Consider the following 25,728-nt stretch of genomic DNA (forward strand, 5'->3'; position numbering starts at 1 on the left):
TACTGCTTAGAAGTTGCCCTGAAACCAGGACTTCATGCGCGTCAAAATATCGGGTTTATTGCTTTCAACCAGCGCCACTGGCTCTTCCACCGTTACGGCAGCAAAGTCGGTATCCTGGTTGTCTTTTGCGTACAACAACAGACCGATGCCGGTGGCATAGATCGGACTGCGCAAAATATCTTCCATCCCGCGTACGCCTTTCGGACTGGCCAGTCGCACCGGCATGTGGAAAATCTCTTCCGCCAGCTCAACCGCGCCTTCCATCTTCGACGTACCGCCGGTCAGCACGATGCCCGCCGCAACCAGGTCTTCAAAACCACTGCGGCGCAGCTCTGCCTGAATCAGGGTGAACAGCTCGTCGTAACGCGGCTCAACCACCTCTGCCAGCGCCTGGCGGGACAGATCCCGTGCCGGACGATCACCTACACTTGGTACTTTGATCATCTCTTCCGGACCCGCCAGTTGGGCCAGTGCACACGCGTACTTGATCTTGATCTCGTCAGCGCTCGCCGTGGGTGTACGCAGCGCCATCGCGATGTCGTTAGTGACCTGATCGCCCGCAATTGGGATCACCGCCGTATGACGGATCGCACCGGCGGTGAACACGGCGATATCGGTTGTACCACCACCGATATCCACAATGCAGACACCCAGCTCTTTTTCGTCTTCGGTCAACACAGAGTAACTGGAAGCCAGCTGCTCCAGCACAATATTGTCCACTTCCAGGCCACAGCGACGGATACACTTCTCGATGTTGTGTACCGCGTTAATCGCGCCGGTTACCAGATGTACCTTGGCTTCCAGACGCACACCGGACATGCCCAACGGCTCTTTGATACCTTCCTGCGCATCAATGACATATTCCTGCGGCAGGATGTGGATAATTTTCTGATCCGCCGGAATCGCCACCGCCTGTGCGGCATCGATCACCCGTTCCAGATCGTAGTCCATCACCTCACGATCCCTTACAGCAACGATGCCGTGGGAGCTAAGGCTGTTGATGTGGCTACCGGCAATACCCACTGTGACGGAGTGGATCTTGCAGCCCGCCATCAGCTCTGCTTCTTCAACGGCGCGCTGAATGGAGGTCACGGTCGATTCGATATTCACCACAACGCCACGTTTCAGGCCTCGGGACGGGTGACTACCGACGCCGATAATCTCTACCTCGCCATCCAGGCCTACCTCGGCGACCAGGCAAACCACCTTGGACGTACCAATATCCAATGCGACAATCATGTTGCTTTCAGCTGTCGAACCCATCTCTTTTAACCCGCGTTCTCTTCGTCTGCCTGTGGCTTCCACTTCACGGAAACCCCGTTTGCGTAGCGAATATCCACTAACTCTATTTGTTCTGCGCGTGCCGCCAGCACCCGCGTATAAAGGTCAAGGAAACGCTCCAGCCGCTCGTTCACCGAGCTGCGCCCTACGACCACTTTGATATTATTCTCCAGCACCAGCGTCCAGGCGCCGCGCTCCTCATAGTTGAGAGCGACCACCCGCTGCCCGATTCGTCTGAACATCTGGTTCAGATCGTGAAACTGGGCCATTACCTGTACCGTGTCTTGCGCGGAGCCGCTCAGGCGCGGTAACTGCGCATATTCCTCTTTCAGTTCGGGCCAGAAGATCTCTCCCTCGTGGTTGAGCAGACCAGATTCCCCCCAACGGGCAACCGGTACTTCCTCCTCGACCCGAATCTCCAAGGTTCTTGGCCAATCCCGCACGACCCCTGCATTCCGCACCCAGGGATGGCTGATCACCTGTTCGCGGATTGCGTTGATATCAATCGCCAGCAATCCCTGCTCCAGATTGGCAGCCACATTGTTAGCCAGAGCGGGTTTATCCAGATGGCGCACCGCACCAACAACCTTCACATCCTGCACAGGCTTGTCCAGCCAGCCCCACACGGGCAGATAGATACTCCACAGGCCGCCGGCAAACATCACCAGTGCGGTCAGGGTCCACAGTGGTTTCAGCCACCAGTCCTGTTCCCGCTCTATCTCTGCAACGTCCGGTTCCGCCTGTGACGGTAATGCCTCGCGTGTCGCGCCTCGGGGAGTCAGCTCTTCCGGTTCCTCTTCCGCACCCGCTTCAGCGTCACGGGAACGAAACCAGTTCACCCGGCCACCGTTGGTCGCAGAATTTCAACCACCAACTGCTCAAAACTGATCCCTTTCTTGCGTGCAGCCATCGGCACCAGACTGTGATCGGTCATGCCCGGCGCGGTATTCACCTCCAGCAACTGGAAATTGCCGTCACCGTCCTGCATCAGGTCAACGCGGGACCAGCCCTCGCAACCCACCGCATTAAAAGCATCGATCACCAGACGGTTTAGCTCCGCTTCCTGCTGTTCACTCAAGTCATGTTCAAACAGGTAACGTGTATCGTCGGCCTCATACTTCGCATCGAAATCGTAGAAGTCGTGGGTTGTTTCCAGCTTGATCGCCGGCAACGTCTCACCATTGAGTACACCCACCGTAAACTCACTGCCACTCATCCAACGCTCAGCCAACACCAGACTGTCCAGCTTGGCCGCGTTTTCGTAGGCCTGATGCAACTCTTCGAGGTTAGTAACCTTGGCGATACCGATACTGGAACCTTCGTGGGCCGGCTTTACAAAAATTGGCCATCCCAGTTTGTCACCGACATAAGCCAGATCGGTATTTTCATCGATCACGACGTATTCCGGCGTCGGCAGCCCAGCACCCGTCCACAGCTGCTTACAACGTACCTTATCCATACCCAGTGCGGATGCTGCTACGCCACTGCCGGTATACGGCTTACCCAGCATCTCCAGCACCCCCTGCAGGGTACCGTCTTCACCGCCTGGACCGTGCAGGATCAGGAACGCGCGATCAAACTGCGCGTCACTCAACTGTGCAACGGGATTCAGGTCACCATTCTCCCCGCCCAAGTCGATACCAAAGGCATCCACGCCTGCACGCAGCAACCCTGCCAGCACCTCGGCACCACTTCGCAGGGAGACCACACGCTCTGACGAGAGTCCCCCGTAGATCACCGCGACACGTCCAAGCTGACGTGCCTCTTCAGCCGTCACCCTGAACATTGTCATGCACCACTCTCCTTCTTAAACAGAGACAGGTTCTTCAGCTTGTGCGCCAGGTGAGTAATGTCGCCAGCCCCCTGGGTCAGCAACAGATCGCCCGGTTCCAGCAAATCCTTCAGCACATCCTGAATATCATCGGCACTCTGGACAAAGATCGGATCAATGCGTCCACGCTGACGAATACTGCGACACATCGAACGGCTGTCAGCACCCGGAATCGGCTCTTCCCCGGCGGCGTAGACCTCCAGTAACATCAGCAGATCAGACTCGGACAGCACTTTTACAAAGTCTTCGTACAGGTCGCGGGTACGGGTGTAACGGTGTGGTTGGTAAATCATTACTAACCGGCGATCGGGCCAGCCTTCACGCACTGCCTTAATGACCGCTTCGACTTCGCGTGGGTGGTGACCGTAATCATCCACCAGCGTGATCTCACCACCGTTTACCGGCAGCTCGCCTAGCACCTGGAAACGACGGCCCACACCTTGGAATTTTTTCAGGGCTTCGCAGATCGCGTCACCTTCCAGCCCCTCTTCGGTCGCAACCGCGATTGCCGCCAGGGCATTTTGTACGTTGTGGCGACCCGGCATGGTCAAGGTAACGTCCAGGTCTTCGTGGTCACCTGGGCGCGTCACGCGGAAGTGGGTGTACATACCTTCCTGACGCAGGTTCGTCGCACGGTAGTCCGCCTCTTCGGAGAAGCCGTACGTCACAATCGAGCGACTGATCTCCGGCATCACTTCACATACCACCGGATCATCCACACACATCACTGCCAGTCCGTAGAACGGCAGGTTGTGCAGAAAATCGATGAAGGTCTTCTTCAGCTTGCCGAAGTCACCACCGTAGGTCTCCATGTGGTCGGCATCGATGTTGGTCACGATGGCCACCATCGGTTGCAAATGCAGGAATGACGCATCACTCTCATCCGCTTCAGCCACCAGATAACGGCTCCCCCCCAATTTGGCATTGGTTCCTGCGCTGTTCAGGCGGCCACCAATCACAAACGTTGGATCCAAACCGCCTTCAGCCAGAACGGACGCGACCAGACTGGTGGTTGTCGTCTTGCCGTGGGTACCGGCGACCGCAATACCGTGACGGTAGCGCATCAGCTCGGCCAGCATCTCCGCGCGTCGCACCACTGGGATACGTTTTTCACGCGCCGCCTTCACCTCCGGGTTGGCTTCGTTCACCGCCGTGGAAACCACCACTACATCCGCAGTTTCAATATTCTCTTCGCGATGACCTATATGGATCTCAGCACCCGCTGATGCCAGACGATCGGTAGTACTGGAATTCTTGATATCAGACCCGGAGATACGGTATCCCTGGTTGAGCAGCACTTCTGCGATGCCGCACATACCTACCCCGCCGATACCCACAAAGTGGATACCACGGATACGGCGCATTTCAGGCACCTCAAACAGGTTTGGGTTGCGGATATCGCTCATCTCTTCATTGCCTCCAGGCATACTTCAGCAACCCGCGCACCGGCCTCTGGACGTCCCAGTGCACGGGCATTGGCTGCCATCTCTCCCAGCTTTTCTCGCTGGCTGAATTTTTCTGTTAACAGTTCTTTCAAACGGTCGACCGTCAGCTCGGGCTGCGGGACCAGTTGTGCGGCATCCAACTGCGCCAGGTATTTAGCGTTCGCTGTCTGGTGGTCATCCACAGCAAACGGGAACGGCACCAGGATCGCGGCCACGCCGGCGATCGCCAACTCGCTCACTGTGAGTGCGCCGGCGCGACACAACACCAGATCCGCCCAGCCGTAAGCTTCATCCATTTGCTCGATAAACGGCACTACCCGAGCGTCCAGCCCTAAACGCTGATAACGCTCAAGCGTCTCTTCGTAGGTACGCTTGCCGGTCTGATGCCACACCTCCGGTCGTTGCGCCTCTGGCATCTGTGCCAGCACTTCGGGCAACGTCTCGTTGATCGCTTTGGCCCCAAGGCTACCGCCCACAACCAAAAGCCGGATTTTACCGGAACGGTTTCCGTAGCGCTCTCGCGGATCGTTCATCTGCAAGATCGGGCCACGAACCGGGTTACCTACGGTTTCGGTGTTGGTTTCTGCCGGAAACGCATCCTCAAACGCCTCCAGCACCCGCCACGCCATTTTCGAGAGGATCTTATTGGTCATCCCGGCAATGGCATTTTGCTCATGGATCACCAGCGGTTTGCCCAGTAGCTTCGCCGCGACACCGCCCGGACCGGACGCAAAACCACCCATGCCCAGTACCACATCCGGCTTAACCTGACGCAATACGACCAACGCCTGCCAGATCGCCAACAACACTTTAAAAGGCGCCAACAATAAACTTAACCGCCCTTTACCACGCAGCCCCGCGACATCAATGCAGTGCAGTTTGATATCCGCTTCGGGAATGACCCGTGCTTCGATACCATTTTGCGTACCCAGCCATTCCACATGTACACCCTGGCGCTGCAACTCATGTGCAGTTGCCAGTGCCGGAAAAACATGCCCGCCCGTACCACCGGCCATAATCAATGCCACCGGTTGTTTAGCCATATGCAGGCTCCTGTACTTCGCTTTCCGAATTTCTCTTTTCTGCCGGTTTTCCGTCAGCCCCGGCTAACTGCAACTTCTTCAATTCCAGATCGATGCGCATCACCACTGCCAACATGGCACAGCTAACCAACAGGCTACTGCCTCCATAACTCACCAGAGGCAGCGTCAACCCCTTGGTTGGCAGTGCGCCGACGTTCACACCGATGTTGATCAATGCCTGTCCGGCAAAGATCACGGTAAAACCGTAGATGATATAGGCCATGAAAAACTCTTTAAGTTTCTCGGCCTTACGCCCAATGCTGAACATTCGGTACACCAGCATGGTATACAGGGCTACCAGCGCGAGTACGCCCAGGAAACCCAGCTCTTCAGCCAGCACAGAGAATACGAAGTCGGTATGTGCTTCCGGCAGATAAAACAGTTTCTGCACACTATTACCCAACCCGGTACCAAACCATTCACCACGCCCAAATGCGATCTGTGCCTGCGTCAGCTGATAACCTGCGCCATAGGGGTCCGCCCAAGGATTCAGGTACGTCTGCAAGCGCTCCAAACGGTATGATTGGGCACCGATCAGCAATCCCAGCAACCCTAACGCACCTGCAAGGATGAGGATGAACTGTGAAAAACGCATGCCCCCCAGAAATATCATCGCCATCACAGTACCAATTAATACCACGGCGGCACCGAAGTCCGGCTCCAGGTACAGCAAAACCACAAAAATTCCGAGTGGCAGTGCCGGCTTGGCAATCCCACTCCAACTGGTACGGACCTCGTCCAGACGACGCACCAGATAACCACCCATGTAGATGACCATGCAGAATTTGGCGACCTCAGAAGCCTGCAAGTTGATCGGCCCGATTGGTATCCAGCGGCTACTACCATTCACCTCTCGACCAATGCCTGGAATCAACACAGCGATCAGCAACACCATGGAGCCCAACATCCACCAGTGCCCTGTGCGCTTCCAGAAATCGATTGGAATACGCCACACGATGATGGCTCCCACCAGCGCCAGCAGCATAAAGATCGCCTGCCGGATCAGGTAGAAATAGGGCGTGCCGTTACGCTCCAGCGCCACATCCATGGATGCCGAGCTGATCATGACAAACCCATACAACACCAACGCGCTGGCACAGAGCAGCACCCACGGATCAAAAGGTAAGACCCCGTGGTTATTTGGCTGTCCCGAGTGCCGCAACGCATCCAGCATCAGAGTTTCTCCACCGCTGCGATAAACATATCGCCCCGGGCGTTAAAGTTCTTGAACATATCGAAGCTGGCGCAAGCCGGTGACAGCAGGACAATATCGCCTTCTTCCGCCATCTCGGTGGCCAACGTCACAGCCTCATCCATATCGGATGCATCTCGGCATTCAATGGCACCTACGACTTCCCGGATACGTGGCGCATCCGTACCGATCAACACCACCGCACGGCCATAACGCGCGAGCGGCGCCGCCAGGTCATCAAACTCAGCCCCTTTGCCATCGCCACCGGCAATTAGCACAATCCGGGCATCACCCAGCGTCGGCCCCAGTCCATCCAGCGCAGCAACAGTAGCCCCTACATTGGTGCCTTTAGAATCGTTGAAATAGCTGACACCTGCTTTGTCCGCAACCCACTGGCAACGGTGTTTCAGACCACCAAATTTACGTAACGCTTCCAGCATCGCTTCCATTGGTAATCCGGCAGCCTTACCGAGTGCCAGTGCCGCCAGAGCATTGGCAACGTTGTGCTGCCCCCGGATCTTTAACTCAGATACCGGCAGCAGTTTTTCCTGCCCGACAGCCAGCCAATCGTTGCCAGTGTCATCGCGAGTAACACCGAACAGATTTAGGTCTGCTCGCCCCAGATGGAATGCACTGGTGGTCACACCTTTCGGCAGTAACGGACTGGTCAAGGCATCGTCACGGTTAACGACCGCATGACCGCATCCACGGAAGATCCGATGCTTCGCTTGGTAGTAAGCCTGCATGTCAGGATAACGATCCTGATGATCCGGACTGATATTTAATACGGTTGCGACGTTGGCGCGCAGGTCGTGGCAGGTTTCCAGCTGGAAGCTCGACAACTCCAGGACATACAGCGCCTGCTCACCTTCCGCCAACATATCCAGAACCGGCGTCCCCAGGTTACCGCCAACCCCCACGTCGATACCCGCAGCGGCAGCCATCTCACCGACCAGCGTGGTTACCGTACTTTTTGCGTTGGAACCGGTAATCGCAATCACCGGGGCGTTGATCTCACGGATAAACAGATCAATATCACCGCACAGGTGCACTCCTTTATCCGCTGCAGCCCGAATCGCAGGATGACTGATCGCCACCCCAGGACTTACGATCAACTCAGACGCCTGCGTCAGGTAATCCGCATCAAGCTCGCCGCAACGCACATCCACGTCCGGAAACGCTGCTTTGAAGTCTTCCAGACCAGCAGGATTTTCGCGAGTGTCTACAACGGCGAAAGGCACGCCTTTGCGTGCCAAGTGGCGGGCGCAGGAAATTCCGGTTGCGCCCAGGCCGATGATGATTCGCCGGTTGTCACTGGCGATTAAGCTCATTCGCTGCTCCTATCGTATCTTCAGACTTGCCAGCCCTATCAGTACCAATACAACGGTAATAATCCAGAAGCGGACAATCACGCGGGGTTCGGGCCACCCCTTTAATTCAAAATGGTGATGGATGGGTGCCATACGGAATATTCGCCGACCGGTCAGCTTAAACGATGCCACCTGCAAAATGACCGAGATCGTCTCCATCACGAACACACCGCCCATGATCACGAGTACCAGTTCCTGGCGCACAATCACTGCAATCACCCCCAGGGTCGCCCCCAGCGACAGCGCACCGACATCGCCCATAAACACCTGTGCCGGATAGGTGTTGAACCAGAGAAAGCCCAATCCAGCACCGACAATCGCACCACAGATCACAATCAACTCACCGGCACCTGAAACATACGGAATGAGCAGGTAATCGGCGAAGCGCACGTTACCGGTCAGGTAGGCGAATACGCCCAATGCCGCCGCGACCATTACCGTTGGCATGATCGCCAAGCCGTCCAATCCATCGGTCAGGTTGACCGCGTTGGAACTCCCCACAATCACGAAATAGGTAAAGACGATGAAGAAGATCCCCATATCGACCATCACGTCTTTGAAAAACGGTACGATCAGTTCGGTTTCCGCCGGTGTCTCTGCCATCAGGTACAGCAACACCGCAGCGCCCAAACCACCCACCGACTGCCAAAAGTATTTCCAGCGTGCAGGCAAACCACGGGAGTTCTTCTCAATCACCTTGCGGTAGTCGTCCACCCAGCCGACAGCGCCAAAAATTACCATCACTGCGGTGGTAATCAGCACAAAACGGTTGGTGATATCGCCCCACAGAAAGGTACTGATAGCGATCGCCAGAATAATCAGCGCCCCCCCCATGGTTGGGGTGCCCGCCTTGCTCAGGTGAGACTGAGGCCCGTCATCACGGACAGCCTGACCAATCTGTTTCACACGTAATTTTTTGATCAGCAGCGGGCCCAGAAACAGCGAGATCGCCAGCGCGGTCAGTACCCCCAGAATCCCCCTCAATGTGAGGTACTGAAATACCGCGAAGCCACTGTAAAAGTTGGACAAATAATCCGCGAGCAGTAAAAGCATTTAGTGGTTTCCTTCAACCAATCCTGCAACAACCTTTTCCATTCCCGCGCTGCGAGACCCCTTGACCAATACGGTCATACCGGGCTCCAGCAATGCACGGACTGCATCAACCATCTGTTCCCTGGTTTCAAAATGCCCTCCCTGCATACCGGTGGCAGCGTTAAACGCCTCCACCGCATGTAACGACAGCGCACCGACCGTCATAAGACGGCCGGTCCCCTTCTGCGCTGCGTAACTGCCAACATCTGCGTGCTGTTCGGCTGCGTCGTCACCGAGCTCTGCCATATCCCCCAGCAGCAACAGATGTTTTCCGGGCAGTGAGGTAAGCAGGTCAATTGCTGCCTTCACTGCGCCGGGATTTGCGTTATAGCTGTCATCGATGACAGTCGCGCCGTTCATGCCCACCTGTGGGCACATCCGGCCTTTTACCGGCGTAAATTTTTCCAAGCCTGTCACGGCTAACTGCAGCGGTAAACCGGCCGCTATTATCGCAGCACAAGCCGCCGTCGCATTTGCAACGTTGTGCTGACCCAATACGCCCAACTGAACGTCAGCCTGCTGCTCACCCACCTCCAGCAGGAAACGGTAGCAGCCGTTTTCGGAGATCTGCAGATTGCGTGCAACCACGTCCGCCAGGTCGTTTTCGATACCAAAGGTCAGACAGTTCTGCCCCTCTGTTTTGTTGAGCCAGTAATCCGCATGCGGATCATCGCGATTGATGATCGCCCAACCTGTCTCGGTCAGTGTGTCGAAGATTTCGCCCTTGGCGCGTACCACACCTTGCAGGGAACCAAATCCCTCCAGATGGGCCCCCATCGCATTGGTCAGGATGGCCACATCCGGCAGCGTCAGGTTGACTGTGTAGGCGATCTCTTTTTCTGCACTCGCCCCCAGTTCGATCACTGCATGCTGATGCTGATCTTCGATCTCCATCAACGTCAACGGCCCGCCGATGTCATTGTTCAGGTTGCCACGCGTGGCGAGAACCGATCCCTGCTGAGCCAGGATCGCCGCCAGCATCTCTTTCACGGTGGTTTTACCGGCACTGCCGGTTACCGCAAACACTGGCTTATTAAAGCGCTGGCGATTCAGCTGACCGATCAATCCCAACGCAGTGTGTGTGTCATCCACCAGCCACTGGGGTACATCAGCCGCCCATTGTTCGCTAACTACAACCGCAACAGCGCCTTTATCCAGCGCCTGTTCGATAAACCGGTGACCATCAAAGTTCGGGCCTTTCAGGGCCAGAAACAGATTACCCGGCTCGATGGTACGGGTATCGGTACTGACACCGGTAAACACGGCATCCTCACCCAGCAGCTCACCACCGAGTTCAGATTGCAGGTCGCTCAGGCGCCATTCACCGATCATGCGGACCACTCCCCGAGCGCAGCTTGTGCGACTTGAACATCATCAAACGGATACCGTTTTCCCATGATTTCCTGGTAATCCTCGTGCCCCTTGCCGGCAATCAATACCACATCATTACTGCCTGCAGCCTTAACGGCCGCCTGGATAGCCTGTTCGCGATCCACATGAACACGCTGTTCTTCAGCACCTGCACAGCCCGGCACGATCATATCGATAATCTGCTGCGGGTCTTCAGTGCGTGGATTATCGCTGGTGATATACAGCGCATCCGCCAGCTTCGCGGCGATTCGCCCCATCTCTGGACGCTTACCGTTATCACGATCACCACCGCAACCAAACACACACAGAAGCTTTCCTGCGGTGTGTTCACGGGTTGCCTCAAGGGCCTTTTCCAGGGCGTCCGGTGTATGCGCGTAATCCACAATCACCAACGGCTGATCACCTTCTCCCAGACACTGCATGCGTCCCGGTACCGGAGTGAGCGCGGCCAACTCCTGCTCTATTTGGTCGGCGTTAACCCCCATCGCCCCCAGTACACCGACTGTTAGCAACAGGTTGGATACGTTAAACGCACCCACCACCTGGGTGCTCAATGCGACATCACCCCACGGTGTAATCAACTGTGCATCAATCCCCGTTTTTTGCAGGGATACGCCGCCTGCCTGGATATCACCACGCTCGACACCAAAACTAAATACAGAGCCACTTAACTGTTCAACCAAGGTCTGTCCAAATGCGTCATCCACGCTGATCACTGCATGCTGGGGCTTCAGCTCGGTAAACAACTTCGCCTTGGCCGTACCATACTCGGCCATGGTGCCGTGGTAATCCAGATGGTCACGACTCAGATTGGTAAACGCACCAACCTCAAAGTGCACACCCGCCACACGATGCTGATCCAACGCATGACTGGATACTTCCATCACCACAGCATCGGCTCCCTGCTGTACGAAATCAGCCAACAGTGCCTGCAATCCCACTGCGTCCGGCGTGGTGTGGGTTGCACCTGCCAAAGCATCCGGAAAGCCGTTCCCAACGGTACCGATCACCGCAGTACGCATACCCAGATGGTTCAGCGCCTGAGCCAGGAAATGGCTGCAGGATGTCTTGCCGTTCGTCCCGGTGATGCCGATCATGCGCAGCTGCGCTGATGGCTTACCGTAAAATGAACCGGCAATATCACTCAGTCGCTGCGCCAGTGCATCAACCGCTATCACCGGCACATCACCTGCCTGTACGTACTGCTCGTCACTGTCGACCAGTACTGCAGCTGCGCCTTTCGCCAACGCATCCGGAATAAAATCGCGGCCTTTGTGGGTTCCACCCGCACGGGCGCAAAACAGATCACCTGCCTTTACCAGGCGGCTGTCCTGGGTAATACCACTCACCCGTACCTGCCCGGCACTGGTCGACTGCAACTCCGGCAGCAATTCGCCCAACGTGCGTCTTATGGTGTCCATCAGCGTTGTACCATTTGTTGATCGTGCTGAATCAGGTTATCCGGCGGCACGTTCAGTACACGCAACGTGCCACCCACGGCACGGGCGAAGATCGGCGCCGCTACTTCACCGCCGTAATATTCCTGGTTACGTGGATTATCCACCATCACTACCGTAATTACCCTTGGATCACTGGCCGGGGCAATGCCCGCGAACACCGAGATATACTGATCTTCGATATAACCGCCGTTACCCACTTTGTGCACCGTGCCGGTCTTGCCCGCGACGCGATAGCCTGGAATCGACGCCTGCCTGCCGGTGCCTTTAATACTGATCACTGTTTCCATCATGCCGCGTACAGAACGCGCCACCTGGGCTGGCATTACGCGCACCGGCGGTAACGGTTTCTCCGCATGCAGCAAACTTACCGGCGACAAGATGCCATCATTTGCCAACGGCAGATAAGCCTGCGCCAGTTGCAACGGCGTCACCGACAGACCATAGCCATAAGACATGGTGGCCCGCTGAAGTACCTGGCTCTCAGCCAGATAAGGCAGTCGTCCTGAACGCTCACCCGGAAAACCAATACCCGTCGCTGAGCCCAAACCTACATTCTGCAGCAGATGATGCAAAGTACCCGGCTCCAGGCTCAGTGCCAGTTTCGCAGAACCCACGTTACTGGACTTGGTAATAATGCCGGTAATATCCAGTTCACCGTAGTTACGGTGATCACGGATGGTTTTGCCTTTCACACGCATGTAGCCAGGTGCTGTATCCACCACACTGCGCATACCGTATTTTCCGCTCATCAACGCTGCAGCCACCGTCATCGGCTTCATCGTTGAACCCGGTTCAAACAGATCAGTCACCGCACGGTTACGGATCGTCGACGAAACGCGATCCGCTGGATTGTTCGGGTTGTACGACGGGTAGTTTGCCATCGCCAACACCTCACCCGTTTTCGCATCCAGCATAACCAAAGATGCAGCATCCGCTTTATGTGCAGTCACGGCTGCTTTCAGCTCTCTATACGCCAGGTACTGCAGGCGCATATCGATGGTGAGCTGCAGCGACTGGCCATGCTGCGCCGCACTCTCCGAGCGAATATGCTTAACCGTGCGCCCCAACAGATCCTTGAGAACCAGCTGTTTACCCGGTTCTGCATGCAGCGCTTTCTCATAGGACAGCTCCAGTCCTTCCTGACCTTTACCGTCACGGTTGGTAAAGCCAACCAGATGACTGGCCACTTCACCGGCGGGATAGAACCGCTTGTAGTCCCGTTCTACATGGATACCCGGCACTTTCAGCGCGCGGATACGATCAGCCACTACCGGTTCTACCTGGCGTTTCAAGTACATGAAACGCTTGCCACGTTTAGCCGAAATTTTCTTCACCAGCGCGGTACGACTGGTGCCCAGCGCCTGTGCCAGCTTGCCCAGCGACACATGGTTAAGGTCAGCCATCTTCGGGTCGACCCACACCGTTGCGACCGGGGCACTGACCGCGATCGGATCACCATTGCGATCTGTAATAATGCCGCGATGAGCCGGAACCTGGATCACGCGCAAGCTGCGGGCGTCACCCTGATTCTGCAGGAACTCCTGCTCATCGATGTAAAGTGAGATCAGCTTAAAACCGATACCAAAGGTGATCGCCGCCAACATGCCCAGCACGAGAGCAAGCCGCCAACCTTTGCCTATTTGTCTGTGTATATGCTCTTCACTCATCGCGCACAAACTCAATTTTTGTGGGATCCGGCACCTGCATCTGAAGTTTTTTCAGCGCCAGGGATTCCACCCGGTTATTCGCTGCCCAAGCCCCCTGCTCAAGCAATAGCTGCCCCCATTCAACCTGCAGCTCGTCGTACTCTCTGACCGCTACCTGATGCTGATGAAACAGCTTGCGGTAATCATGGGATGCAAAGATCACCATCAATGCGGACAACACAACCAAAAAAACTGTTAAAAACAGGATTAGCGCGGACTTAACCAGCTCCTGCGCCTGGTAGATCCTTACCGGCTCTGGTTTCGCGTCTTTCTCTTTAAATTTGCGAAACCGTTGCAATGCAAGCATCAGGCAATCTTGACGGCTGCACGCATCACTGCACTGCGTGCGCGTGGGTTGTCAGAGACTTCCTTTTTACCCGCTTTCACGGCCTTACCCACTGACTTCAGTCGCTGGTTCAGCATATCCTGCGTTACCGGGATGCCCGGCGGCAGATGCTCGTCACCTTTTACATACTTGCGAATAAAGCGCTTAACGATGCGGTCTTCCAGAGAATGGAAGCTGATCACCACCAGACGCCCGCCTTCAGCCAGCACCTCCAGCGCCTGATCAAGACAACGTTCGAGGTCTTCGAGTTCCCGATTGATATGAATGCGAATACCCTGGAATGCACGGGTTGCCGGATGTTTACCTTTTTCCCATGCAGGATTGGCTTCCGCGATAATCTTCGCCAGACGCGCAGTCGTCACAATCGGCGCTTCTTCACGTTCGGCAACTATCGCTTTCGCCATGCGGCGGGAGAAACGCTCTTCACCATAGGTGTAGAGCACATCTGCAATTTCCTTCTCTTCTGCGCGTGCCAACCACTCGGCTGCGCTTTCACCCACTCCCGGGTTCATTCGCATATCAAGCGGGCCATCCTGTGTAAAACTGAAACCACGCTCCGGGTCATCCAACTGCGGAGAAGACACGCCCAGATCCAGCAGCACACCATCAACCTTACCCATCATGCCGGCATCGGTGACGAACTGCTCCATCTCGGCAAAACTGCCATGACAAATAGAAAAACGCGGCTCGTCTCCGAACCGCTGCTGTGAATGCGCAATCGCCTGGGGATCCTTATCAATCCCCATCACGCGACCGCTGTCGGAAAGGCGATCCAATATCAGTGCAGTGTGTCCGCCACGGCCAAAAGTACCGTCCACGTAGAAACCGTCAGGGTCCTGCACCAGCAGATCGACAGCCTCATCCAGCAACACCGTAATGTGTTTAAATTCCTGCGCCATTCTTCAGCATGTATCCAATTTAAAGTGACAGAGTCTGCATCTCTTCGGGTATTTCATTACCCTCGTCTACCTGCAGATATTCATCGCGAGTCGCTTCCCAGAGCGCCTCACTCCATATTTCGAATTTTCGTCCCTGCCCAAGAAGAACAATCTTCTTGTCGAGCTGCGCATAATCCCGCAGCGGTGCAGGTAGTAGCAGACGCCCATTGCCATCCATCTCCAGATCCGTCGCATGACCGATCAGTAATCGCTGTAGGCGGCGTGCCGCTGGATTGAGACTAGGTAGAGCCTCAATTTTTTTCTGTATCTCTTCCCATTCAGGAAGCGGGTAAAGCAGTAAGCAACGTTCTTCCGTATCGATTGTGGCTACCAGACTGCCGTCACAACACCCCATGATCTGTTCACGGTAGCGTGCCGGGATCGCCATACGTCCCTTTGTGTCCAGGTTGATCGGATTAACGCCACGAAACATAGCTGTTTACTCAGGCTCCACTTGGATACCACTTAGACACCAAGATTACCCACAATTCCCCACTTTATCCCACTAGACAACACTATAGAAATTAACCCCAGCAAATGCAAGGCAACACCTACGCGGAAACCCGCGTAAAATCAGGCAATTATTAGATTGTTTAATAGTGAAAGAGGGCTGTAAAAGCCGTACTTTTTTGAAGCCATTGAATTACAAGGAGTAAAAAGCACTTCACTGTGCGGACGCACAAAAAAGAGAGGCAAAACCTGAATAAAACTATAGGAGAAGCCCGCCGATAAGCCGGGTTTTGTCGTGGACAGTCATTCATCTAGGGTGTACGTCGCCATACACCTCAAGCGACCTACCCGGATCCGGTATGGGCCATACCTTAAGGATCCCTATTTGGTCTTGCTCCGAGTGGGGTTTACCATCGCCGTGGAGTGTTGCCACCCACGCGGTGAGCTCTTACCTCACCATTTCAACCTTACCGTTATCCGAAGATACTTAGGCGGTATACTTTCTGCTGCACTTTCCGTCGGCTTTCGCCGCCCAGACGTTATCTGGCACTTTGCCCTGCGGAGCCCGGACTTTCCTCCCCCTTGCCGAAACAAGGCAGCGACTGTCTAGCGGACTTCTCCGGCGCTAAGGATACGCATAACGCACCCTCTTTGCCACCGCAATATGACGATCCTGAAAAAAACTCGTTCCAAAATCCGGCGCACTAATTTTCGGCCCGCTCCAGCGCCAATTTATAGAGCAAATTTTTCTTCACGCCGGTGATTTTTGATGCCAGGCCCGCCGCCTGTTTTACAGGCAACTCCTCCAACAGAACATCCAACACCTGCAGCGAATTGTTATCCACAACCCCAGCTTCCGGCTTTGGCTTACCATGCACCAACAGAACAAACTCACCTTTCTGCTGATTATGATCCGCCTCCATCCAGGCAATGAGTTCAACAAGAGGCGCCAGATGAATTGTTTCAAAGGTTTTTGTCAGTTCACGCGCGATTGCCACCTGGCGCTCGTCGCCCATCACCGCCTGCATATCCTTGAGCGATTCCAGCACCCGGTGCGGTGATTCGTAGAAGACCAGCGTCCGGCTCTCATCGGCCAGATCCGCATAATACTGTTTGCGCGCCGCTTTCTTGGCAGGCGGAAACCCCTCAAACGCAAACCGATCAGACGGTAGTCCAGCCGCACTCAGCGCGGCCACAAATGCTGCACAACCCGGTACCGGTGTCACCCGATAACCCGCTTCGCGCACAGCACGCACAACCACAAAACCCGGATCAGAGATTAGCGGCGTTCCGGCATCAGAGATCAGCGCCACACTGCTGCCACTCGCCAACAGATCAATGATCTGATCAATTCGCTGACGTTCATTATGATCATGTACTGAAATCAGTCGCGTATTAATGTTAAAGTGCGCCATTAAACGGGCACTGTGCCGCGTATCTTCTGCTGCGATAACATCAACGTTGTTCAGCACCTCAACGGCGCGTTGTGACATATCCTGAAGGTTACCAATCGGGGTCGCCACAACATACAGTGCAGATTCAGACATCAGCTATTCCATCCTAAAAACCGGGGTGAGAAGTATATGACGATTCATTGGCGCCTGTCTTTGGCAGCAGGCATTCTCGGAGTTGTTTTGGCAGGCTGCAGCCAGCCACCGGTCAAACCGACCCAACCAAGCAAACCGGGTTACAGTTCGGAAGAACAAGCACGCCTGAAAGTGGAGCAACTGCTCAGAAAGGCCAGTACGGCACCGCAAATCCAGGCAGCACAGCTTCGTATTGAAGCTGCAAATATTCTTATCCAGATGGATAAAAAGCAAAGCGCCCTTAACGTTCTGAACAATGTCGACCTCGAGTATCTCCCCCCAAAACTACGCTACGAGGTTGCCCAAAGCCGCGCCCGCGCTGCTCTGGATGCGCAACAGCCTCAGGAAGCTCTGCGCTATCTTGAGTTCCCAGCCGACACGGCCTATCGCCCTTCACTCGAACAAGCCACACGCATTGGCGAGTTACGTGCAGAAGCCTTCCGCCTGCAAAATGATCCGGTAAGCGAAGCACTGGAGCTGATCCAGATCAGCACCAACGAACAAGATCCAGCGCTGCAACAACAGCTGCATAACCAAATCTGGAATGCACTGCGCATGCTATCACCAGACCAGCTGCAGTCCCTTAGCCTGCGCACTGGGAATACATACTACGAACAAGGCTGGTTCGAGCTTTCACTTATCCACAAACAGGCCCGCGGCCTGGACCAACTCAACAAACTGACCGAAGAGTGGAATACACTGTGGGAGTCCCACCCAGCCCACCTGGTCCCCCCACAATCTGAAGCGATCACCAGCTCCGAACCGATCCTGGCGCAACGTATCGCCGTACTATTACCCATGCAGGGCGATCTCAACAAAGCCGCCACAGCAATCCGCGAAGGCATCATGGCCGCGTACTTTAACGACCAAGCCTATGGAAAACCGGTACCCGATATCCAGTTTGTCGACTCCACACAGATAAGTGAACCGGCTCAGCTGCAAAACCTGATCAACGAACAACAAATTGATCTGGTCATAGGGCCGCTTCAAAAGTCATACGTAAGCGCCCTGAACCGCAGTACCCCAATGCCCGCTCCGGTCCTGGCGCTCAACTACGATCACAACAGCGAATTCAACCAGGTGTTCCAGTTTGGCCTGGCAGCAGAGGATGAGGCACGCCAGGCGGCACGTAAAATCTGGAGTGACGGACACCGCATTGCACTGGCACTGGTACCCATGACAAGCTGGGGAACCCGCATTCGCGATGCTTTCGAAGAGGAATTCACCGCATTGGGTGGCGCCGTCGCTGATAGTACCCGCTTCGACCGCCAGGAAGACTTCTCTCGCGATGTCAGCTCACTGCTGGCCACCGACAAGAGCGCTCAACGCGCGAAGCAGGTCTTTCAGCTAAGCAGTCGCAAAGTAAAGTTTGAAGAGCGCCGCCGTAAGGATGTCGACGCCATCTTCCTCAGTGCCCTACCGGGTGATGCACGCCAGATTAAACCGATCCTGGCATTCCACTACGCCGGCGACCTGCCGATCTATGCAACATCCCATGTTTTTGCCGGTACCAGTGACAGCCAGCGCGATCGCGACCTGAACGGCATCCAGTTTGTTGACGCCCCATGGTCCCTGACCGCACCGTCCGAAACCAAGCGCTATCTGGCACAGAAACGCCAGGACACTGATACCCGCTTCGGCCGGCTGTATGCACTCGGTATCGACGCATACAAACTGTACCCCTACCTGAATCAGCTAGCGACCAGCGACGGCGCCAGCATTCAGGGTGAAACCGGCGCTCTCAGCGTCAACCCTGACAAAACCGTCGTGCGCATCCTGCAGTGGGCCCAGTTCCGCAAAGGCAGCCCACAGATGCAACAGGCCCGCACCGCCCAACCTTAGGATTATTCATGGATCGAAAACAGATCGGCAAGGACGCCGAAAACCACGCCCGCACCTACCTTGAGCGCGCCGGGCTAAAGACACTGACCAGCAACTACAATTGCCGAGGAGGCGAGATTGATCTCATCCTTCGCCACGGCAAAACACTGGTGTTTGTCGAGGTCCGCCTGCGCAGTAACCCACACTTTGGCAGCGCAGCAGAAACCGTCACCCCGTCCAAGCAGAAGCGAATCATCCACGCAGCACGCCACTTTCTGATGCGCAACAGCCAACTGAGCGATTTAGAGTGCCGTTTCGATGTCATCGCTTTTGACTCGACAGAAGCACTCTCCGCGCCACTGTGGTATAAAGACGCCTTCAGACTATGATGTAGCAGTGTTAAGGAAAAAGAATGGAACTTGAGGACCGTATCGTCAGTCAGTTTCACAACTCGATGGAGGTGAACGCCGTAACCATCGAACAATATACGCCCATGATCGCACATGCGGGCGAGCTGCTACTCCATTGCCTGATCACGGATGCGAAGGTGTTAACCTGCGGAAACGGTGCCTCTGCATCGCTGGCACAGCACTTCTGCAGCCTGATGCTCAACCGTTTTCGCCAAGAACGCCCCGGCCTGCCAGCCATTAGCCTGAATGCCGACGCTCATGCGATGAGCGGCATCAGCGAGGACAGCAGCTTCAGTGACGTATACGCCAAGCAGATTCGCGCCTTGGGTCAACCCGGAGATCTACTGTTGATTGTGTCGCCCCACGGCCGCTCGAACAGTCTGGTACAGGCCATTCAGGCTGCTCACGACCGGGAAATGACCGTTATTGCGCTAACCGGCAACGATGGCGGTGACATGACTGCACTGCTTGGCCCGGATGAGGTTGAGATCTGCGTACCGGCAGAAGACCCAATTCTGGTGCACGACGCACACCTGCTCGTTCTGCACTCTCTTTGTGATCTGGTCGATTTTCAACTGTTTGGAAGCGAACTCTGATGAACACGAAACTCGCAATCGCCACGCTTATTTGCTCCCTGACCCTGAGCGGCTGCTCCAACCTGATCAGCGCCAGCCGGGAGGAACCAATCCCTGAAGACTATGGTTCCCGCACCGTCGGCAGCTACGTTGACGACGAAGTGATTGAAACCAAGGCTTATGTAAACCTGATGGAAGCCGAACCTCAACTGCAGGGTGCGTCTGTAGGCGTAACCAGCTTTAACGGTATCGTCCTGCTAACCGGTCAGTCCCCGTCTGAAGAGGCACGCAGTCTGGCCGAGCAGATCGTCGCCAGCGTACGCAAGGTTCGCCGGGTACACAACGAAATCGAAGTCTCCGGCAGCACCTCAACACTAAATGACGCTAGCGATGTATGGCTTACCCTGAAGACCAAAAGCCAGCTACTAGTTGATGAACGCGTTCCAGGCCACCGCATCAAAGTCGTGACCGAAAATGGCACTGTCTACCTGATGGGCCTGGTCACCCAAGCGGAGGCCGATGCAGCAGTGAGCATCGTCAGCGGCCTGGGTGGTGTACAGAAGATTGTGAAGATCTTCGAATACATCGACCAGTAACACAAACTCACGCCAAAGAAAAAGCCGGAACGATCACTCGTTCCGGCTTTTTTTATTTCACAACCTTCAGCACAGGCCCCTTTTTCTTTGGCGGCACCTCTGGCTCTGGCGGCTCCGGCGGCTGTTCTTCCATATCGTAAAGATCAGCGCCGGGCTCTATACCAAATCCCATTCCGGCGGCATTTTCACGGGCATAGATTGCAATGACAGCCCCCAGCGGAATATACACATCCATAGGTACACCACCAAACCGGGCATTAAAGCTCACAGCCTGGTCATCAATCATAAATCCGCGCACGGCTGTTGGTGCAATGTTCAGCACTATCTGACCGTCTTCAACAAACTGCACCGGTACCACAACACCACTCCAGTCTGCATTCACGACTACATGTGGGGTCAGGTCGTTATCCTGCATCCATTCATACAGTGCACGCAACAGATAAGGACGACTTGGTTTCATAACAACTCCATACAAAAAAGGGATGAAGTCACCTTCATCCCCTTATACTTACGCACCAGCATAGCTGCTGGCAATACCTGCTATCAGTCGCGCATTTCTCGCTCTGCGTCAGACAGGCTCGCCTGGAACGACTCACGCTCGAACAGACGCTCCATGTACTTCAGCAGCGGCTTGCACTGATCTTCAGGCAGCTCCACACCCAGCAGCGGCAGACGCCACAGAACCGGAGCCAGACAGCAGTCCACAAGCGAGAACTCTTCGCTCATAAAGTATTCTTTTTCCGCGAAGATAGGAGATACAGCAACCAGGCTGTCGCGCAGCTCTTTACGCAGACGCTCACCTTCTTCGAAGTCTTCCGGGTCAGCCAGAATCTGATCCACCAGTGAACACCAGTCACGCTGGATACGGTGCATGTACAGACGGCTCTCGGCACGCGCAACCGGGTATACCGGCAGCAACGGCGGATGAGGGAAGCGCTCATCCAGATATTCCATCATTACGTTTGGCTCGTACAGAACCAACTCACGATCAACCAGGGTTGGCAGACTGTTGTAAGGGTTCAGGGAAGCCAGATCTTCTGGCAGATCGCTTGCGTCGCAGTCATGAATTTCTACTGCAACACCTTTCTCAGCCAGCACAATACGCACTCGATGACTGTAGTGATCCTCACCATTGGAATAGAAAGTCATGGAAGAACGTTTTGCCACTACGCCCATCGATAGATCTCCGTATAAATTGCTTAATCTTGAAACAAATGCGCGGCCCATCCGGACCGCGCAATTTAAGAACCTGGGTTATTGTACCACAGAGTTCTTAATGTACATCTCGCCAGTACTCTTTCTTCAGCGCGAAAGCGAAGAAGAAGAAGATGAACAGGAAGATCAGCACGTTAGTACCGATACGCTTGGAGTCCTGTTTGTACGGCTCGCCTACGTACGCCAGGAAGTTGGTCAGGTCGTAGATAACCTTGTCAAATTCCTCTGCAGACAGCTGACCCTTTTTCACAGTAGTGATACAGCTGTTCATGCTCTTACCAGTCAGCGGATCAATCTTACCGTGAGCGGCGTGCAGCTCTTCAGGTGTACAGTTGTTAACCTTCACACCCTCCAGGGACTCCAGTACGTTTGGCATACCAACGTCTTTAAAAACAACGTTGTTTACGCCGTACGGACGGGACTCATCCTTGTAGAAACTACGCAGGTAGGTGTAAATCCAGTCCGGACCACGCAGGCGTGCTTCCAGAGACAGATCTGGTGGCGGGTTACCGAACCAGTTAGCTGCGTCTGCTGGAGACATCGCGATAGTCATCTGCTCGCCAATTTTCTGATCACCGAAGATCAGGTGCTCTTCAACCAGCTCGTTTGGAATACCAGCGTCCACTGCAGTGCGCTCGAAACGCTGGTATTTCAGAGAGTGACAACCCATGCAGTTGTTCACAAAGGTCTGCATACCACGCTGCAGGGAAGCCTGGTTAGTCGGATCAACCTCAATGTGATCCAGCGGGGCTTTCGCACCGGATGCACTCGCAGCCAGTGGCATTACAGCCATTACAATAGCAACAAGAAACTTTTTCATTAGCCTGTAACCCTCTCCGGTACCGGTTTAGTGCTTTCCATCTTGGTGTAGAACGGCATCAGGAAGAAGTATGCAAAGTACAGTGCAGTACAGATCTGAGCCACCAACGTACGGATTGGAGTGGAAGAAACAACACCCAGGTAACCCAGGACTACGAAGGATACACAGAAGATCACCAGGGCGATCTTGCTCAGCATACCTTTGTAGCGGATAGATTTAACCGGGCTGCGATCCAGCCAAGGCAGTACGAACAGGATTGCAATTGCGCCACCCATTACAACAACACCAGGGAACTGGGAACCAGCAATTGGTGGAATTGCACGCAGCATTGCGTAGAACGGAGTGAAGTACCACACCGGTGCAATGTGCTCAGGCGTTTTCAGCGGGTTAGCAGGTTCGAAGTTAGGCGCCTCAATGAAGTAACCGCCACCTTCTGGGAAGAAGAAGATTACCGCACAGAATACGAACAGGAAGACCACAACACCTACGATGTCTTTCACAGAGTAGTAAGGGTGGAATGGGATACCATCCAGCGGTACGCCGTTTTCGTCTTTCTTCTCTTTGATCTCGATACCGTCCGGGTTGTTGGAACCCACTTCGTGCAGCGCGATGATGTGCAGCACAACCAGTGCCAGCAGCACGATTGGCAGTGCGATTACGTGCAGGGAGAAGAAACGGTTCAGTGTGATGCCGGAGATCAGGTAGTCACCACGAATCCACAGCGCCAGATCTTCACCGATCACAGGCACAGCAGAGAACAGGGAAACGATTACCTGTGCACCCCAGTAAGACATCTGACCCCATGGCAGCAGGTAGCCCATGAAAGCTTCAGCCATCAGCGCCAGGTAGATTGTCATACCGAAGATCCACACCAGTTCACGCGGCTTGCGGTAAGAACCGTACATCATGCCACGCAGCATGTGCAGATAAACCACCACGAAGAACGCAGAGGCGCCGGTGGAGTGCATATAACGCAGAATCCAGCCGTATTCGACATCTCGCATGATGTACTCGACAGAATCGAATGCACCTTCAGCAGACGGCGTGTAGCTCATGGTCAGCCAGATACCAGTCAGGATCTGGTTAACCAGCACCAGCAGTGCCAGCGAACCGAAGAAGTACCAGAAGTTGAAGTTCTTCGGAGCGTAGTATTTAGACAGGTGATCTTCCCACATTGCAGTTGCAGGGAAACGATCGTCGATCCAGCCCATCAGGCCTGGGTTTCCTTTGTTACGGTAGCCAGCCATTATGCAGTCTCCTGATCTACACCAACGATAATCACATCATCGCTCTCATAGAAATGAGGCGGGATTACCAGGTTACTTGGAGCCGGGGAGCCATTAATTACACGGCCAGACAGATCAAAACGGGAACCGTGACAAGGGCAGTAGTATCCACCCACCCAGTCTGCACCCAGATCTTCAGGAGCAACTTCCGGACGGTAGGTTGGAGAACAACCCAAGTGAGTACAGATACCCACCAGCACTGAGATATCCTCACGAATCGCACGCGCAGGCGTTTTTGGAATGTACGCAGGCTGCTGTGAAGAGTTATCAGAATTAGGATCCTGAAGATTATTCAGCTTAGACAGATTTTCCAGCGCTTCTGGTCCACGACGAACGATCCACACCGGCTTACCACGCCATTTCACGACCGTCTGCTGACCCGGCTCAAGCTTGCTTACGTCCACCTTCACAGGTGCACCAGCAGACTTAGCCTTGGCACTCGGATTCCAAGAAGCTACGAATGGGACAGCCGCTCCTACAGCGCCAACCGCACCAACTGCGGATGTAGCACCGATAAGGAGGCGACGCCGACCCTTATTCACGCCGTCATTGCTCATTTAAGATGTTCTCCCCTACTCGACCTCAAGTTTTTTTTGCAGATGCAAAAACTATTGGCCGCTAAGTATAAAAAGCCACGGAAACATGGATTCTAAAAATGGCCAAGATATTAATGAAATTACCCCTTTCTTACAAGGTGAATTCCGACAAGTGTCGCAAAATTAGATCAAAGTATTGACCTGATCACGGACACAAAAAGCGCGCACAAAAAAACGCCTGATCCCAAAGGAAGCAGGCGTTTTTCTTCTGTATCGCACTGCAAAATGCAGCGCAGCGAATTAACGCTTGGAGAACTGAGGCTTCTTACGTGCTTTACGCAGACCCACTTTCTTACGCTCAACCATACGAGCGTCGCGAGTTACGTAACCAGCTTCACGCAGAGCTGGACGCAGAGTCTCATCGTATTCCATCAGTGCACGAGTGATACCGTGACGGATCGCACCAGCCTGGCCGTTACCGCCACCACCAGCAACAGTGATGTATACGTCGAATTTTTCAACAGTTTCGGTCAGTTCCAGAGGCTGACGAACGATCATGCGAGCAGTTTCGCGACCGAAGTACTCTTCCAGAGAACGGTTGTTGATAGTGATAGAACCAGTGCCCGGACGCAGGAATACACGAGCAGTGGAAGTTTTACGACGGCCAGTGCCGTAGTACTGAGTAGACATAGTGACCTTCCCCTTAGACGTTCAGTTCTTTTGGCTGCTGAGCCTGGTGCGGATGTTCGGAGCCAGCGTACACTTTCAGTTTTGCGTACATAGCGCGACCCAGCGGACCTTTTGGCAGCATGCCTTTAACGGCCAGCTCAATAGTACGCTCAGGGTAGGTTTCGATCATTTTCTGGAAAGAAGCTTCTTTCAGACCACCTGGGTAACCGGTGTGACGGTAGTACATTTTGTCTGTACGCTTGTTACCAGTTACGTTTACTTTCTCAGCGTTGATAACAACGATGTAGTCACCGGTGTCAACGTGAGGAGTGTATTCAGCCTTGTGCTTGCCGCGCAGACGACGAGCAATTTCGGTAGCCATACGACCCAGAGTTACACCCTCTGCGTCAATTACAAACCAGTCGCGTTTTACTTCGGCTGGCTTAGCAACGAAAGTTTTCATTGATATTTCGCCTTTACTAAATTTAGGGCTAGCGATAAAACGATGACACCGTTTTACAACCGACCTAACTTATAATTATTGGTTGTTTTGCATACTGCAAAAACAACAACTGCCTTCCCCAAAATGGAAGGAGCGCGAATTATAGATAACTCGCGCCCCTATTTCGAGTACTTTTTACTCAGAAATC

26 protein-coding genes and 1 other RNA gene are annotated in these 25,728 nt (G+C 54.5%); 4 read left to right on the plus strand and 23 right to left on the minus strand.

Annotated elements, in window-relative coordinates:
- Positions 1 to 6: 6 nt before the first annotated feature.
- The 16 genes from ftsA to rsmI form a co-directional block, all read right to left on the minus strand.
- Positions 7 to 1,263 (minus strand): cell division protein FtsA, encoded by a 1,257-nt coding sequence (ftsA, locus tag QKW35_RS04495; RefSeq protein ID WP_282351039.1) that lies wholly within the window; start codon positions 1,261 to 1,263, stop codon positions 7 to 9.
- A 5-nt stretch (positions 1,264 to 1,268) separates the two neighbouring features.
- A complete protein-coding gene (locus QKW35_RS04500) occupies positions 1,269 to 2,120 on the minus strand; it encodes a cell division protein FtsQ/DivIB (RefSeq protein WP_282351040.1) in 852 nt (283 codons plus the stop codon).
- Positions 2,117 to 3,073, minus strand: coding sequence for a D-alanine--D-alanine ligase (locus QKW35_RS04505; protein WP_425607986.1), 957 nt, complete (start codon positions 3,071 to 3,073; stop codon positions 2,117 to 2,119). The genes QKW35_RS04500 and QKW35_RS04505 overlap by 4 nt, the downstream gene beginning before the upstream one ends.
- The gene (murC, locus tag QKW35_RS04510; protein WP_425607987.1) at positions 3,070 to 4,539 is read right to left on the minus strand and encodes a UDP-N-acetylmuramate--L-alanine ligase; all 1,470 of its coding nucleotides are present in this window, start codon (positions 4,537 to 4,539) and stop codon (positions 3,070 to 3,072) included. Before murC ends, QKW35_RS04505 begins: the two co-directional genes overlap by 4 nt.
- Positions 4,515 to 5,600 carry an undecaprenyldiphospho-muramoylpentapeptide beta-N-acetylglucosaminyltransferase gene (gene murG, locus QKW35_RS04515; RefSeq protein WP_282351041.1) on the minus strand — a complete coding sequence of 362 codons (1,086 nt, stop codon included), beginning with the start codon at positions 5,598 to 5,600 and terminating at the stop codon, positions 4,515 to 4,517. The genes murC and murG overlap by 25 nt, the downstream gene beginning before the upstream one ends.
- Complete coding sequence (gene ftsW / locus QKW35_RS04520; protein WP_282351042.1) at positions 5,593 to 6,813, minus strand: putative lipid II flippase FtsW; 1,221 nt, start codon at positions 6,811 to 6,813, stop codon at positions 5,593 to 5,595. The genes murG and ftsW overlap by 8 nt, the downstream gene beginning before the upstream one ends.
- On the minus strand, positions 6,813 to 8,162 hold the full coding sequence (gene murD / locus QKW35_RS04525; protein ID WP_282351044.1) for a UDP-N-acetylmuramoyl-L-alanine--D-glutamate ligase: 1,350 nt from the start codon (positions 8,160 to 8,162) through the stop codon (positions 6,813 to 6,815). Before murD ends, ftsW begins: the two co-directional genes overlap by 1 nt.
- A 9-nt stretch (positions 8,163 to 8,171) precedes the next feature.
- Positions 8,172 to 9,254, minus strand: coding sequence for a phospho-N-acetylmuramoyl-pentapeptide-transferase (mraY, locus tag QKW35_RS04530; RefSeq protein ID WP_282351045.1), 1,083 nt, complete (start codon positions 9,252 to 9,254; stop codon positions 8,172 to 8,174).
- Positions 9,255 to 10,625 carry a UDP-N-acetylmuramoyl-tripeptide--D-alanyl-D-alanine ligase gene (locus tag QKW35_RS04535; protein ID WP_282351046.1) on the minus strand — a complete coding sequence of 457 codons (1,371 nt, stop codon included), beginning with the start codon at positions 10,623 to 10,625 and terminating at the stop codon, positions 9,255 to 9,257. It lies immediately after the preceding gene.
- Positions 10,622 to 12,085 carry a UDP-N-acetylmuramoyl-L-alanyl-D-glutamate--2,6-diaminopimelate ligase gene (locus QKW35_RS04540; protein WP_282351047.1) on the minus strand — a complete coding sequence of 488 codons (1,464 nt, stop codon included), beginning with the start codon at positions 12,083 to 12,085 and terminating at the stop codon, positions 10,622 to 10,624. The genes QKW35_RS04535 and QKW35_RS04540 overlap by 4 nt, the downstream gene beginning before the upstream one ends.
- The gene (locus tag QKW35_RS04545) at positions 12,085 to 13,791 is read right to left on the minus strand and encodes a peptidoglycan D,D-transpeptidase FtsI family protein (protein WP_282351048.1); all 1,707 of its coding nucleotides are present in this window, start codon (positions 13,789 to 13,791) and stop codon (positions 12,085 to 12,087) included. The genes QKW35_RS04540 and QKW35_RS04545 overlap by 1 nt, the downstream gene beginning before the upstream one ends.
- Positions 13,784 to 14,137, minus strand: a complete 354-nt coding sequence (ftsL, locus tag QKW35_RS04550; protein ID WP_282351049.1) for a cell division protein FtsL — start codon at positions 14,135 to 14,137, stop codon at positions 13,784 to 13,786. The genes QKW35_RS04545 and ftsL overlap by 8 nt, the downstream gene beginning before the upstream one ends.
- Positions 14,137 to 15,075 (minus strand): 16S rRNA (cytosine(1402)-N(4))-methyltransferase RsmH, encoded by a 939-nt coding sequence (gene rsmH, locus QKW35_RS04555; RefSeq protein ID WP_282351050.1) that lies wholly within the window; start codon positions 15,073 to 15,075, stop codon positions 14,137 to 14,139. The genes ftsL and rsmH overlap by 1 nt, the downstream gene beginning before the upstream one ends.
- Before the next feature lie 19 nt (positions 15,076 to 15,094).
- Positions 15,095 to 15,547: a division/cell wall cluster transcriptional repressor MraZ gene (gene mraZ / locus QKW35_RS04560; protein WP_282351051.1), complete on the minus strand. Its 453-nt coding sequence runs from the start codon at positions 15,545 to 15,547 to the stop codon at positions 15,095 to 15,097.
- Between the two features lie 280 nt (positions 15,548 to 15,827).
- Positions 15,828 to 16,182, minus strand: an RNA gene (gene rnpB / locus QKW35_RS04565) — RNase P RNA component class A.
- An 86-nt stretch (positions 16,183 to 16,268) separates the two neighbouring features.
- On the minus strand, positions 16,269 to 17,111 hold the full coding sequence (gene rsmI / locus QKW35_RS04570) for a 16S rRNA (cytidine(1402)-2'-O)-methyltransferase (protein ID WP_282351052.1): 843 nt from the start codon (positions 17,109 to 17,111) through the stop codon (positions 16,269 to 16,271).
- A gap of 36 nt (positions 17,112 to 17,147) precedes the next feature.
- Here rsmI and QKW35_RS04575 point away from each other — a divergent pair, with 36 nt between their 5' ends.
- Genes QKW35_RS04575 through QKW35_RS04590 form a run of 4 tightly spaced genes read left to right on the plus strand, consistent with a single transcriptional unit; the run spans position 17,148 to position 20,552 of the window.
- Entirely contained in the window at positions 17,148 to 18,992 is a 1,845-nt protein-coding gene (locus tag QKW35_RS04575; protein ID WP_282351053.1) for a penicillin-binding protein activator, read from the plus strand.
- An 8-nt stretch (positions 18,993 to 19,000) separates the two neighbouring features.
- Positions 19,001 to 19,360, plus strand: coding sequence for a YraN family protein (locus QKW35_RS04580; RefSeq protein ID WP_282351054.1), 360 nt, complete (start codon positions 19,001 to 19,003; stop codon positions 19,358 to 19,360).
- 23 nt (positions 19,361 to 19,383) lie between these two features.
- Positions 19,384 to 19,977, plus strand: coding sequence for an SIS domain-containing protein (locus QKW35_RS04585; protein WP_282351055.1), 594 nt, complete (start codon positions 19,384 to 19,386; stop codon positions 19,975 to 19,977).
- A complete protein-coding gene (locus tag QKW35_RS04590; RefSeq protein ID WP_282351056.1) occupies positions 19,977 to 20,552 on the plus strand; it encodes a BON domain-containing protein in 576 nt (191 codons plus the stop codon). Before QKW35_RS04585 ends, QKW35_RS04590 begins: the two co-directional genes overlap by 1 nt.
- Positions 20,553 to 20,604: 52 nt before the next feature.
- Here QKW35_RS04590 and QKW35_RS04595 read toward each other — a convergent pair whose 3' ends face one another.
- The 7 genes from QKW35_RS04595 to rplM all read right to left on the minus strand — a co-directional run bounded on the left by QKW35_RS04595 (position 20,605) and on the right by rplM (position 25,541).
- Entirely contained in the window at positions 20,605 to 21,012 is a 408-nt protein-coding gene (locus QKW35_RS04595) for a ClpXP protease specificity-enhancing factor (RefSeq protein WP_282351057.1), read from the minus strand.
- A gap of 83 nt (positions 21,013 to 21,095) precedes the next feature.
- On the minus strand, positions 21,096 to 21,728 hold the full coding sequence (gene sspA / locus QKW35_RS04600) for a stringent starvation protein SspA (protein WP_282351058.1): 633 nt from the start codon (positions 21,726 to 21,728) through the stop codon (positions 21,096 to 21,098).
- A 97-nt stretch (positions 21,729 to 21,825) separates the two neighbouring features.
- Positions 21,826 to 22,587 (minus strand): cytochrome c1, encoded by a 762-nt coding sequence (locus QKW35_RS04605; RefSeq protein ID WP_282351060.1) that lies wholly within the window; start codon positions 22,585 to 22,587, stop codon positions 21,826 to 21,828.
- Positions 22,587 to 23,834: a cytochrome b gene (locus tag QKW35_RS04610; RefSeq protein WP_282351062.1), complete on the minus strand. Its 1,248-nt coding sequence runs from the start codon at positions 23,832 to 23,834 to the stop codon at positions 22,587 to 22,589. Before QKW35_RS04610 ends, QKW35_RS04605 begins: the two co-directional genes overlap by 1 nt.
- The gene (gene petA / locus QKW35_RS04615; protein ID WP_282351064.1) at positions 23,834 to 24,430 is read right to left on the minus strand and encodes a ubiquinol-cytochrome c reductase iron-sulfur subunit; all 597 of its coding nucleotides are present in this window, start codon (positions 24,428 to 24,430) and stop codon (positions 23,834 to 23,836) included. Before petA ends, QKW35_RS04610 begins: the two co-directional genes overlap by 1 nt.
- A gap of 279 nt (positions 24,431 to 24,709) precedes the next feature.
- The gene (gene rpsI / locus QKW35_RS04620; protein ID WP_282351067.1) at positions 24,710 to 25,099 is read right to left on the minus strand and encodes a 30S ribosomal protein S9; all 390 of its coding nucleotides are present in this window, start codon (positions 25,097 to 25,099) and stop codon (positions 24,710 to 24,712) included.
- 13 nt (positions 25,100 to 25,112) lie between these two features.
- Positions 25,113 to 25,541: a 50S ribosomal protein L13 gene (gene rplM / locus QKW35_RS04625; RefSeq protein ID WP_282351069.1), complete on the minus strand. Its 429-nt coding sequence runs from the start codon at positions 25,539 to 25,541 to the stop codon at positions 25,113 to 25,115.
- Positions 25,542 to 25,728: the final 187 nt, after the last annotated feature.

It is taken from the genome of Pontibacterium granulatum (genome assembly GCF_029961155.1).
Taxonomy (GTDB): domain Bacteria; phylum Pseudomonadota; class Gammaproteobacteria; order Pseudomonadales; family Balneatricaceae; genus Pontibacterium; species Pontibacterium granulatum.

Excerpts from the sequence above, each read along its gene's own strand:
- petA (WP_282351064.1), bottom strand. The coding sequence starts at position 24,430 with ATGAGCAATGACGGCGTGAATAAGGGTCGGCGTCGCCTCCTTATCGGT.
- sspA (WP_282351058.1), bottom strand. The coding sequence starts at position 21,728 with ATGGGCGTAGTGGCAAAACGTTCTTCCATGACTTTCTATTCCAATGGT.
- ftsA (WP_282351039.1), bottom strand. The coding sequence starts at position 1,263 with ATGGGTTCGACAGCTGAAAGCAACATGATTGTCGCATTGGATATTGGT.
- murG (WP_282351041.1), bottom strand. The coding sequence starts at position 5,600 with ATGGCTAAACAACCGGTGGCATTGATTATGGCCGGTGGTACGGGCGGG.
- QKW35_RS04575 (WP_282351053.1), top strand. The coding sequence starts at position 17,148 with ATGACGATTCATTGGCGCCTGTCTTTGGCAGCAGGCATTCTCGGAGTT.
- rpsI (WP_282351067.1), bottom strand. The coding sequence starts at position 25,099 with ATGTCTACTCAGTACTACGGCACTGGCCGTCGTAAAACTTCCACTGCT.
- QKW35_RS04585 (WP_282351055.1), top strand. The coding sequence starts at position 19,384 with ATGGAACTTGAGGACCGTATCGTCAGTCAGTTTCACAACTCGATGGAG.
- murD (WP_282351044.1), bottom strand. The coding sequence starts at position 8,162 with ATGAGCTTAATCGCCAGTGACAACCGGCGAATCATCATCGGCCTGGGC.
- QKW35_RS04595 (WP_282351057.1), bottom strand. The coding sequence starts at position 21,012 with ATGAAACCAAGTCGTCCTTATCTGTTGCGTGCACTGTATGAATGGATG.
- rplM (WP_282351069.1), bottom strand. The coding sequence starts at position 25,541 with ATGAAAACTTTCGTTGCTAAGCCAGCCGAAGTAAAACGCGACTGGTTT.
- QKW35_RS04535 (WP_282351046.1), bottom strand. The coding sequence starts at position 10,625 with ATGATCGGTGAATGGCGCCTGAGCGACCTGCAATCTGAACTCGGTGGT.
- QKW35_RS04590 (WP_282351056.1), top strand. The coding sequence starts at position 19,977 with ATGAACACGAAACTCGCAATCGCCACGCTTATTTGCTCCCTGACCCTG.
- rsmH (WP_282351050.1), bottom strand. The coding sequence starts at position 15,075 with ATGGCGCAGGAATTTAAACACATTACGGTGTTGCTGGATGAGGCTGTC.
- rsmI (WP_282351052.1), bottom strand. The coding sequence starts at position 17,111 with ATGTCTGAATCTGCACTGTATGTTGTGGCGACCCCGATTGGTAACCTT.
- QKW35_RS04505 (WP_425607986.1), bottom strand. The coding sequence starts at position 3,073 with ATGACAATGTTCAGGGTGACGGCTGAAGAGGCACGTCAGCTTGGACGT.
- mraZ (WP_282351051.1), bottom strand. The coding sequence starts at position 15,547 with ATGTTTCGTGGCGTTAATCCGATCAACCTGGACACAAAGGGACGTATG.
- QKW35_RS04545 (WP_282351048.1), bottom strand. The coding sequence starts at position 13,791 with ATGAGTGAAGAGCATATACACAGACAAATAGGCAAAGGTTGGCGGCTT.
- QKW35_RS04580 (WP_282351054.1), top strand. The coding sequence starts at position 19,001 with ATGGATCGAAAACAGATCGGCAAGGACGCCGAAAACCACGCCCGCACC.
- QKW35_RS04540 (WP_282351047.1), bottom strand. The coding sequence starts at position 12,085 with ATGGACACCATAAGACGCACGTTGGGCGAATTGCTGCCGGAGTTGCAG.
- ftsL (WP_282351049.1), bottom strand. The coding sequence starts at position 14,137 with ATGCTTGCATTGCAACGGTTTCGCAAATTTAAAGAGAAAGACGCGAAA.
- murC (WP_425607987.1), bottom strand. The coding sequence starts at position 4,539 with ATGCCTGGAGGCAATGAAGAGATGAGCGATATCCGCAACCCAAACCTG.
- mraY (WP_282351045.1), bottom strand. The coding sequence starts at position 9,254 with ATGCTTTTACTGCTCGCGGATTATTTGTCCAACTTTTACAGTGGCTTC.
- ftsW (WP_282351042.1), bottom strand. The coding sequence starts at position 6,813 with ATGCTGGATGCGTTGCGGCACTCGGGACAGCCAAATAACCACGGGGTC.
- QKW35_RS04605 (WP_282351060.1), bottom strand. The coding sequence starts at position 22,587 with ATGAAAAAGTTTCTTGTTGCTATTGTAATGGCTGTAATGCCACTGGCT.
- QKW35_RS04610 (WP_282351062.1), bottom strand. The coding sequence starts at position 23,834 with ATGGCTGGCTACCGTAACAAAGGAAACCCAGGCCTGATGGGCTGGATC.